The sequence below is a fragment of the Phenylobacterium sp. genome (genome assembly GCF_030697305.1).
Classification (GTDB): domain Bacteria; phylum Pseudomonadota; class Alphaproteobacteria; order Caulobacterales; family Caulobacteraceae; genus Phenylobacterium.
Map to the genome: position 1 here is coordinate 1 of NZ_JAUYQL010000002.1, position 10,669 is coordinate 10,669.

Consider the following 10,669-nt stretch of genomic DNA (forward strand, 5'->3'; position numbering starts at 1 on the left):
CGGCAAGTATCTGACGGACAACGTCTATCTGGAGATCACCGGCGGCGGCCGCGAAGGGCCGTCGGCGCAGGTCGAGTGGCGGGTGGGGCGCAGCCTCTCGATCCTGTCGAAGCTGGCCGGACAAAAGGACGCCAAACTCGCGGTGCGCTGGCGGCGCGACTACTGAGCGGCCCGCACCTTGCCGTTACGCGGCGCGCGGTCTAGCTCCACGAGGCCCAACGCCTCAAGCACGGGCGGCACATAGACGCCAAACCGGCCGCGCAGGCCCTTCTTGAGGCCATACCAGCCGCCGTAGGGGTTGTCGGGCGCCCGGCCCCACGCCTCGACGCTGTCGGCTGGGGCGGGCTTCTGCTCGTCGGCGCCGCCAAGCAGCATCCAATCGCCGTGAGCGCGCAGCATGGCGTGCAGGTCATCGATGGCGCTGATGGCGTAACGCAGCTGGGTCTTGCCGACCTGGACGACCAGCGCGGGGGGATCGAGAGCTTCGTCTCGCCAGGCCTGGAACTGCGACCCGCCGCTTGGCGTGGTCAGGGTCCAGGGATCGTCCTTCACACCGGAGCCTTCGGCCATCGGGGACCCTCCGCGGCGAAGCAGACCGCTAGTGGCTGATGCGTGGGCGCAGTTTGTAGTCCTGGCCGTTGAACGACTCGAAGATCAGCGTGGTCTGCGGGTGCATGACCGGCTGGCCGCTGTCGTCCAGCAGCAGGTTCTGCTCCGAGACGTAGGCCACGTAGGTGGAGTCCTCGTTCTCGGCGAGAAGGTGGTAGAACGGCTGATCCTTGTGCGGACGTATTTGTTCCGGGATCGACAGCCACCACTCTTCGCTGTTGTTGAAGGTAGGGTCCACGTCGAAGATGACGCCCCGGAACGGACGGAACCGGTGGCGAACGACCTGGCCGATCGAAAACTTCGCCGTCAGGGTCACGCCAGCCAGTGCGGCGGGCGTATCTGCGGCGAGCGTGGGGAGCCGAGGGTTCATGACAACCGAATCTAAACCACATCTTCTGACTGGAAGGTGAACGTAAAGGCCAGAAAGGGGCGCGCAAGCCAATGCCTTCCTGCGCGCGAACCACCTTGCTATGCTCGCGTGACGAACGAGGCGCCCGCGATGGCGCGCCTGATTAGCACGGTGGCGGTTCATGTCTGAGGCGCCTGGCGCGCCCGGCGCCGAGAGGCGCGGTCGAGAGGGGGCTTTGGGCGACGCGCCCTGCTACGCCGCCCTCGACCTGGGCACCAACAACTGCCGCATGCTGATCGCCACGCCCGCCGGGTCGACATTCCGCGTGGTCGAGGCGTTCTCGCGAATCGTCCGGCTGGGGGAGGGCTTGTCGCAAAGCGGCCGGCTGTCGGAAGCCGCCATGTCGCGCGCCCTGTCGGCATTGCAGGTCAGCGCCGAGAAGGTGCGCCGCCGCCGGGTGGTGCGCCTGCGCGCGATCGCCACCCAGGCCTGCCGTTCGGCGGAGAACGGCGCACAATTCATCGCTCGTGTGGCCGAGGAGACCGGCCTCGAGCTGCAGGTGATCACCCCCCAGGAGGAGGCGCACCTGTCGGTGGCCGGCTGCCTCAACCTGCTGGACCGCACCGCCGACGCGGCCCTGGTGGTCGATGTGGGCGGCGGCTCGACGGAACTTTCTTGGGTGGACCTCGCCGCGGCCCGCGCGCCGGGCGTCGACCCGGCCGACCCGCCGATCAAGGCTTGGTTGTCGGTGCCGATCGGCGTCGTCACCCTGGCCGAACGCTTCCCGGAAGGCGCGATCGCCTCAGACGCCTGGTTCCGCAACATGGTCGAGGCGTTGAAGTCCGAGATCGCGGCGTTCAGCCTCGCCGATTCGATGCGCCCGGTGTTCGACGCCGAGCGCGCGCACCTCATCGGTACGTCCGGCGCAATCACCAGCCTGGCGGGCATGCATCTGGGGCTTCGACGCTATGACCGCAGCCGAGTGGACGGGATCTGGATGACCCGTGACCAATGCGACGGCGCGGCTCAGCGGCTGATGGCGCTCACGCCGCGTGAGCGCGCCGACGAGCCTTGCATCGGGCCCGACCGCGCCGACCTGGTGCTGGCGGGCGCGGCGATCCTCCAGGCCGTGCAGGAGCTCTGGCCCTGTTCGCGGGTGCGGGTCGCCGACCGGGGCCTGCGTGAAGGTCTGCTGATGTCGCTGATGGCTGAGCGCGCCAGCGCCGGGGGCGGCGGTCGTCGTCGGCGGCGCAGGGGCGCCCGGCGGACGACGAGCGGATGAGCGAGCCTCCGGTTCCGCCGCGCAAGCGCATGGTCAAACCGCCAAGCGGTGGCAGCGACGCCGGCCGCACGCCGCCGGCGCGACTGAAGACCGCCAAGATCCGCACGCCCTCGTCCCAGGCCTGGCTGGAGCGGCAGATCAACGATCCGTTCGCCGCGGCCGCCCGTGCGCACGGCTATCGGTCACGCGCGGCCTTCAAGCTGACCGAGATCGACGACCGGTTCCATTTCCTCAAGCCGGGAGCCCGCGTCGTCGACCTGGGCCTGGCGCCTGGCGGCTGGACGCAGGTGGCGTTGGAGCGTGGGGTCAAGCATATCGTCGGCGTCGACCTGCTGCCCGTCGACCCGCTGCCGCCCGCCTATATCCTGCAAATGGATTTCACCGATCCGGCCTGCGGACCGTTGCTTATCGAGGCGCTGGGCGGACCGCCTGACGTGGTGCTTTCGGACATGGCTCCGAACACCGTCGGCCACCGCCAGACCGACCACCTGCGCATCGTCGGCCTGATCGAGACCGCCGCGGATTTCGCCGTCCAGGTGCTGAAGCCGGGCGGCGCCTTCGTCACGAAGGCCTTCCAGGGCGGCGAGACGGCCGCGGTCATCGCGGTGCTGAAGCACCACTTCGCCCAGGTGCGCAACGTCAAGCCGAAGTCCAGCCGCAGCGACAGCTCCGAGCTCTACTTCGTCGCCACGGGGTTCAAGGGGCGAGGCTAAGTTGCGGAATTCCCTGCGGTTGTCCGGTGCGCGTGGATAGAGTCGCACGAATCACCAGCTCCGGGCCTTGCCCTTCCGTGGACCAAGGGCTTATACCCGCCCCGCAAAACGAGGTGTCTCCATGGAGATTCGCGAAGGGCTCACCTTCGACGATGTTTTGCTCGAACCCGGTCCGTCGGACGTCATGCCCACCCAGGTAGACACCCGGACCCAGTTCACGCGTGAGATCAGTCTGAACATACCGATCGTGTCCGCCGCCATGGACACCGTGACCGAAAGCCGGCTGGCCATCGCCATGGCCCAGAACGGCGGCCTGGGCGTGCTGCACCGCAACCTGACGGTGGAGGAGCAGGCTGATCAGGTGCGCGAGGTGAAGCGCTACGAAAGCGGCATGGTCATCAATCCGCTGACCATCAATCCGGACACCACGCTGCGCGAGGTGCGCGAGATCAAGGCGCGGCGCCGGATCTCCGGCTTCCCCGTGGTCGAACCGGGGACGGGGCGGCTCTGCGGCATCCTCACCAACCGCGATATGCGCTTCGAAGCTGGTGACAATGTCCCGGCCAAGGCGTTGATGACGCACGAAAATCTGATCACCGTGAAGGAAGGTGTCTCTCAGGCCCAGGCTCAGGACCTGCTGCGCCGCCACAAGATCGAGCGGCTGATCGTCGTCGACGACGACTACCGCGCGGTCGGCCTGATCACCGTCAAGGACATGGAGAAGGCGCAGGAACACCCCAACGCCGCCAAGGACTTGCAGGGCCGCCTGCTGGTGGGCGCGGCCTCGACGGTCGGCGACCTGGGCTTCGAGCGCTCGATGGCGCTGGTGGACGCGGGCGTCGACGTGGTGGTGATTGACACCGCCCACGGCCATAACCTGGACGTGGCCAGGGCGGTCGACCGGGTGAAGCGCGAGACCAACCGCGTCCAGATCATCGCCGGCAACGTCGCCACCTACGACGGGGCGCGGGCCTTGATCGATGCGGGCGCGGACGCGGTGAAGGTCGGCATCGGCCCGGGCTCGATCTGCACCACGCGGATCGTCGCCGGCGTGGGCGTGCCTCAGCTTACGGCGATCCTCGACGCGGTCCGTGCGGCCGACGGTAGCGGCGCGCCGGTGATCGCCGACGGCGGCATCAAGTATTCTGGAGATCTCGCCAAGGCGCTCGCCGCCGGGGCCAGCGTCGCCATGATGGGCTCGGTGTTCGCCGGGGTCGACGAGGCGCCGGGCGAGGTGTTCCTGTATCAGGGACGTTCCTACAAGGCGTACCGCGGCATGGGCTCGCTGGGCGCTATGTCGCGCGGCTCCGCCGACCGCTACTTCCAGAAGGAAGTGTCGGACGCCTTGAAGCTGGTTCCCGAGGGTATCGAGGGCCAGGTCGCCTACAAGGGCCCGATCGCTCCGATCCTGCACCAGATGGTGGGCGGCCTGCGCGCGGCGATGGGCTATACCGGCTCGGCCGACCTCGCCGAATTCCGCAAACGCTCGCGGTTCATCCGCATCACCGGCGCCGGCCTGCGTGAAAGCCACGTCCATGACGTGATGATCACCCGCGAAGCGCCCAACTATCCGAGCCCTCACTGATGCCTCAGACCGCGCCTGAACTGCTGCTGCTGGGATGCGCGGTGATCATCGGAATCGTGCAACTCATGTGGGCGGCTGGAGCCGCGCGCGGTCAGCAGGACCTGAAGTGGGCCGGCGGCCCCCGCGACGAGCCTAAGCCGCCGCTGACCGGCGTCGCCGGCCGCCTCGATCGGGCGCTTCGCAATTTCCTGGAAACCTTCCCGCTGTTCGCCGCGGCGCTGCTCGCAGCTTATCTTGCGGGCAAGCTCGGCAGTACGACGCTGTGGGGCGCTGGGCTCTACGTGGCGGGCCGCGCCGTGTATGTGCCGCTGTACGCCGCCGGCGTGCCGATCATTCGCTCTATGGTCTGGGGCGTCAGCATGGTCGGGCTGTTGATGGTCACCGCGGCGATCTTCCTGTGAGGCCGGCCATTGCGTGACGGCGGGCGCATCGCCGCAAGCATCGAGATCCTCACCGACATCGAAACACGTCACCGCCCTGCGCGCCTGGCGTTGAAGGGTTGGGGCGAGGCTTCGCGCTTCGCTGGCTCAAAGGACCGCGCGTGGATCTCCGGCCTGGTGATGGACGTTCTTCGCCGCCGCCGATCTTTGGGCTGGCGGATGGGCGAGGCCGCCCCGCGCGCCGGCGCGCTGGCCGCGCTGCACTTCGATTGGGGATGGCCCCGAGACCGCATCGCCGCCGCCTGTGAAGGCGAGCACGGACCTGGCGCGCTGAGCCTCGAGGAGCTTGCAGCGTTGGAGACCCCACGTTCGTTGAGCGAGGCATCGCCCGCCGTGCGCGGCGACTACCCCGACTGGCTGGATGCGAGCTTCGAGCGCGCCTTCGGCGAGGTGCGGGCCGAGGAGGGCGCAGCGCTCGCCGAACGCGCGCCGGTGGATCTGCGGATCAATACGCTGAAGACCGATCCGGTGCGCGCGCTGAAGGCGCTGACCCCGCTGCACGCTGAGACGGTGGAGATGCTGCCCACGGCGCTGCGCATCGCCGCGCCTGATCCGGCTGAGCGGGCAGGTTCGGTGGAAACGATTCCCGCCTTCTCCAAGGGCTGGTTCGAGGTGCAGGACCTGGGTTCGCAGATCGCCGCATCCGTGGCGGGCGAGATCAAGGGCAAGCAGGTGCTGGACCTGTGCGCCGGCGGCGGCGGCAAGACGCTGGCGCTCGCCGCGGCCATGGCCAACACCGGCCAGATCTACGCCTACGACTCCGAGGCCCGCAGGCTGGCCGACACCATCCGCCGCGCCGACCGGGCCGGGGTGCGCAACCTGCAGGTCCGCTCGCCGGTGAACCCCGATCCGCTGGCGGGACTCGAGGGGCGCATGGAGGTGGTGTTCATCGACGCCCCTTGCAGCGGTTCGGGCTCGTGGCGACGTCATCCTGACACCAAGTGGCGGCTGAGCGAGGAGACGCTGGCGCGCCGCATGGCCGATCAGGACGCGGTGCTCGACATGGGCGCGACCTTCGCCAAGGCAGGCGGCCGCCTGATCTATGTGACCTGCTCAGTGCTTCCACAGGAGAACGAGGACCGCGTGGCGGCGTTTCTGGTGCGCAACGACGCGTATCGCGCGCGGCCGGCCAGCGCCGATCCGGCGCTGACGCAATATCTGACGCCGCAAGGCTATCTTCGACTTTCGCCCCGGACTTCGGCCACCGACGGCTTCTTCGTCGCGGTGCTGGAGCGCGTCTCCGACCCCAAAGCCTGACCGCAAGGAGCCCATGACCGAATCCATCCATGAGCCCGTCCTGATCGTCGACTTCGGCAGCCAGGTGACCCAACTGATCGCACGTCGGGTGCGCGAGAGCGGCATCTACTGCGAGATCCACCCCTATGACCGCGTCGAGGCGGCGCTGGACGGCATGCGCCCCAGGGCGGTGATCCTCTCGGGCGGGCCCTCAAGCGTGCACGAGGCCGAAAGCCCGGCGGCGTCGAAGCGGCTGTTCGAGCTGGGCGTGCCGGTGCTGGGGGTCTGTTACGGCGAACAAACCATGTGTGCGGAACTGGGCGGCGCTGTGGAGGCCGGCCAAACCCGTGAGTTCGGCCGCGCCGAGATCGAGATCGTGCGCGACAGCCCGCTGTTCGAAGGCCTGGGCGCCCAGGGTCATCGCGAAACGGTTTGGATGAGCCACGGTGACAAGGTCACCGCCCTGCCACCTGGCTTCGAGACCATCGCCGTGTCCGAAGGCTCGCCGTTCGCCGCCATCGCCGATGAGGGCCGCCGCTTCTATGGCGTGCAGTTCCACCCCGAGGTGGCGCATACGCCGCGCGGCGCGCTGATCCTGCGCAACTTCACCCACCGCATCGCCGGACTGTCGGGCGACTGGACCATGGCCGCGTTCCGCGCCGAGGCGGTGGCCCGCATTCGCGCCCAGGTGGGCGAGGGCAAGGTGATCTGCGGCCTGTCCGGCGGCGTGGACTCTTCCGTAGCCGCGGTGCTGCTGCACGAGGCGATTGGCGACCAGCTGACCTGCGTGTTCGTCGACACCGGTCTGCTGCGGCTGGATGAGGGCGAGCAGGTCGTCTCGCTGTTCCGCAATCACTACAACATCCCGCTGATCCACGTTGACGCGTCGAAGGAATTTCTCGGCGAACTCAAGGGGGTGAGCGACCCTGAAGCCAAGCGCAAGACCATCGGACGGGTCTTTGTCGAGGTGTTCGATCGCGAGGCGGCGAAGATCGACGGGGCGGATTTCCTGGCTCAGGGCACCCTCTATCCCGACGTGATCGAAAGCGTGTCGGCCAAGGGCGGCCCCTCGGCGGTGATCAAGAGCCACCACAACGTCGGCGGCCTGCCGGACTACATGAAGCTGAAGCTGGTCGAGCCGCTGCGTGAGCTGTTCAAGGACGAGGTTCGGGTGCTGGGCGTCGAACTCGGCCTGCCTCCGGCGTTCGTCGGCCGCCACCCGTTCCCGGGGCCGGGCCTGGGCATCCGCATTCCGGGCGAAGTGACGGCCGAGAAGGTGGCCGTATTGCAGAAAGCGGACGCGGTGTTCCTCGACGAGATCCGCAAGGCCGGCCTCTACAACGCGATCTGGCAGGCGTTCGCCGTGCTGTTGCCGGTGCGAACCGTCGGCGTTATGGGCGATGCACGCACCTACGACGAGGTCTGCGCCCTGCGCGCGGTGACCTCGACAGACGGCATGACCGCCGACTTCTTCGAGTTCCCGTGGGAGGTCCTGGGCCGCGCCGCGACCCGGATCATCAATGAAGTCAAAGGCATCAATCGCGTTGTCTATGATGTGACGTCGAAGCCGCCGGGCACTATCGAGTGGGAGTAGCGACCGCCGGACGCCGGTAGGACGCACACGGTTTTCGTTCAACCTTAGCCACCCGTTCAGGTCTGTGGGCCTAGGCTGGCGCCATGTTCGTCGCCGCCCGATCGTCGCACCCCGCCCCTCATGAAGACGCGCCCTCAGGGCCTGCGTCCGCAAGCGCGGACGCCGAGTCGGAACAAATCGCCTATCGCCTGGTGGCGCGAAATCTGTCGACTCCGCCCCGGGCGCTTGTCCTGTTCGACGTGATCCTGGGCGTCGTGCTGGCAGTGCTGGGGCACCCGATCGTCGCCGCAATCTGGGTCGTGCTGGCCGCAAGCTATGATGTGATCTCCCAGGCTCGCCTGCGCGCAAAGGCCGAGCCGCCGGCGCAGGGCGCGTCGAGCCATCGTCCGCTAATGTTCCACCTGTTCGGCCGCAACGCCGTGCTGCTGGCCGGGCCGCTTGCCGCGTTCGTCATGGCGCCCGGTACGCCGGAGCTATTGCTGCTGAGCGTGCTCGCGGCGCTCAGCGCCGTCGCCTCGCTGTTCCAGTGCCTGTTCAGCCCGTTGCTGCTGAGGCTTGCTATCGCGCCGCCGCTGATCGTGCTGGCTGGCGCGGCGGCGGTCGCTGGACGCGGCCTCGCAGCTCTTCCTCTGTGGCTGGGCGTCATAGCGCTGGCCGGCCTGATACTGGGCGTTAGCGCCAAAGCGGCCGCCAACAAGCAGTTCCTGTTCGCCCAGCGGCGCGAGCGCAACCAGCTCATCGACGAGGCCCGGGTCGCACGCGCCGAGGCGGTCGAGGCCGTCCGCGCCAAAAGCGACTTCATGGCGGTGATGAGCCACGAGATTCGCACGCCCCTCAACGGCGTCCTCGGCATGGCTCAGGCCATGGCGGCCGACCATCCGGACCCCACGCAACGCCGCCGCCTGGAGGTGATCCGCGAGTCCGGGGAGTACCTGCTGGCAGTGCTCAACGACATCCTTGATCTGTCGAAGATCGAGGCGGGCAAGCTGCAGCTCGAGGCCATCGCCTTCGATCTGCGCCAGGTCGCCGAGGGCGCCTGGGGCGTCTTCACAAGCGCCGCGGCGGATAAAAGCCTCTCGTTCGAGCTCGATCTGGAGCCGGGCGCGGAGGGCCTCTATCGCGGCGATCCGGTGCGAGTGCGCCAGGTGTTGTGCAACCTGATCTCCAACGCGCTCAAGTTCACCGACGCGGGCGGCGTGAGGGTGCAGGTGTCCCGCGACGACGTCCTGCGCATCTCGGTGTCCGACACCGGGGTGGGCATGACCCGCGAGACGCTGCATGGCCTGTTCCAGCCGTTCGTCCAGGCGGACGCCTCGACGACACGTCGCTTCGGCGGCACCGGCCTGGGGCTGTGGATCTCCAAGAACCTCGCCGAGGCCATGGGCGGGTCGATCACCGCCGAGAGCGAGCCGGGCGGAGGTTCCAGGTTTGTGGTCGAGCTGCCGTTGGAATGGATCGGCGACGTCACGGCGGCCGTTGCGCAGGTGGACACGACACGCGCGCCTCTGGCGATGAAGGTGCTGGCCGCCGAAGACAACGCGGTCAACCAACTGGTGCTCAAGACCCTGCTGCAGCAGGTGGGCATCGAACCGCACGTGGTCGCCAACGGCCGCGAGGCGGTGGACGCCTGGGCCGCCGAGGATTGGGATGTCATCCTGATGGATGTGCAGATGCCGGAGATGGACGGCCCGAGCGCGACACGTGAGATCCGCAGGCTCGAGGCGGCTCAAGGGCGGACGCGCACGCCTATCGTGACGCTCACCGCCAACGCCATGGCCGGCCATGTCGCTGAGTATCTCGCCAGCGGCATGGACGCCCACGTCGCCAAGCCGATCAAATTCGCCGACCTGCTGGCGGTCATGCAGCAGGTGTTGGACGCCAGTGAGGAAGAAGAGTCGGTCCGCGCGGCGCGTTAAGCCCGGCGCAGGCGCAGGGGCTTGCCGGCATCGCGCACCAGAACGCCCTTCGCTTCCAGATCGAGCTGGACCGCCTTGGTCCACCATCCGGCGGTGGCGCCGCCTGGGAACAGATCCTGCGGCAGGCGCTCGCGCACCAGGGGTGCGATCTCGGCCACTGTGAGTGCTGGCCCGCCCGCAGCGATGGCCTGTAGATAGGCAGCCCGCGCCGCATGGTATTTGGCGGCGTCGACGCGATAGCGCGCGCCAGGCTGCTTGATGTTCTCGATCTCGATCTTCTCGCCAGCCACGGACTGTCCCTTCGCACATTCGCCGACGGGCCAGGGTGGACGCGGCTTGGGCGTCTAGGCAAGAGAGGGCGCAACACCCTGCAGGAGACGCCGCCATGACCGCGCCCGTGACGATCTATGGAATCAAGGCCTGCGACACCATGAAGAAGGCGCGCGACTGGTTGGACGCACACGGCGTCGCCTATGCCTTCCACGACTACAAGGCCGTGGGGATCGACGTTGCGACCCTGACCGCGTGGTCGGCGAAGGTGGGATGGGAGGTTTTGCTGAACCGCGCCGGGACCACCTTTCGCAAGCTGGAAGAGGCCGACAAGCACGGCGTCGACGAGGCCAGGGCGATCGCTCTGATGGTCGCCCAGCCGTCGATGATCAAGCGGCCGGTGGTCGAGGCCGGCGGTGAATTGACGGTGGGTTTCAAGCCCGCGCTCTACGAGACGCGGTTCGGCAAGGCCGCCTGATCCTTTTGCGTTTGCTGCTGGGTCCGGCGTGCTGCACTATTCGCGCAATCGTGCGACCTATTTCGGATCGCGCTTCTCCGCCTTGACGCCGGGCCATTTTGCGCCGGCCGCCGCGGTCCGCATTTGGGAGTGAGTGGATGTTTCTACCTGAATTGTATGAGCCGATGACGGTCGGCCCGATGCTGGTGAAGAACCGG

The 10,669-nt window shown here is 68.0% G+C and carries 11 protein-coding genes; 8 read left to right on the top strand and 3 right to left on the bottom strand.

Features of this window, described 5'->3' with window-relative positions:
* Positions 1-159: 159 nt before the first annotated feature.
* Positions 160-570 carry a DUF6855 family protein gene (locus Q8R27_RS00045; RefSeq protein ID WP_305697084.1) on the bottom strand — a complete coding sequence of 137 codons (411 nt, stop codon included), beginning with the start codon at positions 568-570 and terminating at the stop codon, positions 160-162.
* Between the two features lie 28 nt (positions 571-598).
* Positions 599-979 (bottom strand): heat shock protein HspQ, encoded by a 381-nt coding sequence (gene hspQ / locus Q8R27_RS00050; RefSeq protein WP_305697085.1) that lies wholly within the window; start codon positions 977-979, stop codon positions 599-601.
* Positions 980-1,139: 160 nt separating this feature from the next.
* On the opposite strand from hspQ, the gene Q8R27_RS00055 reads away from it, so the two are divergent.
* From Q8R27_RS00055 to Q8R27_RS00085, 7 genes are all read left to right on the top strand, one after another.
* Positions 1,140-2,240, top strand: coding sequence for a Ppx/GppA phosphatase family protein (locus Q8R27_RS00055; RefSeq protein ID WP_305697086.1), 1,101 nt, complete (start codon positions 1,140-1,142; stop codon positions 2,238-2,240).
* Positions 2,237-2,953: an RlmE family RNA methyltransferase gene (locus tag Q8R27_RS00060; RefSeq protein ID WP_305697087.1), complete on the top strand. Its 717-nt coding sequence runs from the start codon at positions 2,237-2,239 to the stop codon at positions 2,951-2,953. The genes Q8R27_RS00055 and Q8R27_RS00060 overlap by 4 nt, the downstream gene beginning before the upstream one ends.
* Before the next feature lie 121 nt (positions 2,954-3,074).
* The gene (guaB, locus tag Q8R27_RS00065; protein ID WP_305697088.1) at positions 3,075-4,538 is read left to right on the top strand and encodes an IMP dehydrogenase; all 1,464 of its coding nucleotides are present in this window, start codon (positions 3,075-3,077) and stop codon (positions 4,536-4,538) included.
* Complete coding sequence (locus Q8R27_RS00070) at positions 4,538-4,939, top strand: MAPEG family protein (protein ID WP_305697089.1); 402 nt, start codon at positions 4,538-4,540, stop codon at positions 4,937-4,939. Before guaB ends, Q8R27_RS00070 begins: the two co-directional genes overlap by 1 nt.
* A 9-nt stretch (positions 4,940-4,948) precedes the next feature.
* A complete protein-coding gene (locus Q8R27_RS00075) occupies positions 4,949-6,235 on the top strand; it encodes an RsmB/NOP family class I SAM-dependent RNA methyltransferase (RefSeq protein WP_305697090.1) in 1,287 nt (428 codons plus the stop codon).
* 13 nt (positions 6,236-6,248) lie between these two features.
* The gene (gene guaA / locus Q8R27_RS00080; RefSeq protein WP_305697091.1) at positions 6,249-7,808 is read left to right on the top strand and encodes a glutamine-hydrolyzing GMP synthase; all 1,560 of its coding nucleotides are present in this window, start codon (positions 6,249-6,251) and stop codon (positions 7,806-7,808) included.
* 83 nt (positions 7,809-7,891) lie between these two features.
* The gene (locus tag Q8R27_RS00085) at positions 7,892-9,724 is read left to right on the top strand and encodes an ATP-binding protein (protein ID WP_305697092.1); all 1,833 of its coding nucleotides are present in this window, start codon (positions 7,892-7,894) and stop codon (positions 9,722-9,724) included.
* On the opposite strand, the gene Q8R27_RS00090 is transcribed toward Q8R27_RS00085, so the two are convergent.
* Positions 9,721-10,014 carry a hypothetical protein gene (locus Q8R27_RS00090; RefSeq protein ID WP_305697093.1) on the bottom strand — a complete coding sequence of 98 codons (294 nt, stop codon included), beginning with the start codon at positions 10,012-10,014 and terminating at the stop codon, positions 9,721-9,723. The genes Q8R27_RS00085 and Q8R27_RS00090 overlap by 4 nt on opposite strands.
* A 95-nt stretch (positions 10,015-10,109) precedes the next feature.
* On the opposite strand from Q8R27_RS00090, the gene Q8R27_RS00095 reads away from it, so the two are divergent.
* Positions 10,110-10,472, top strand: a complete 363-nt coding sequence (locus Q8R27_RS00095) for an ArsC family reductase (RefSeq protein ID WP_305697094.1) — start codon at positions 10,110-10,112, stop codon at positions 10,470-10,472.
* The last annotated feature ends 197 nt before the right edge of the window (positions 10,473-10,669 follow it).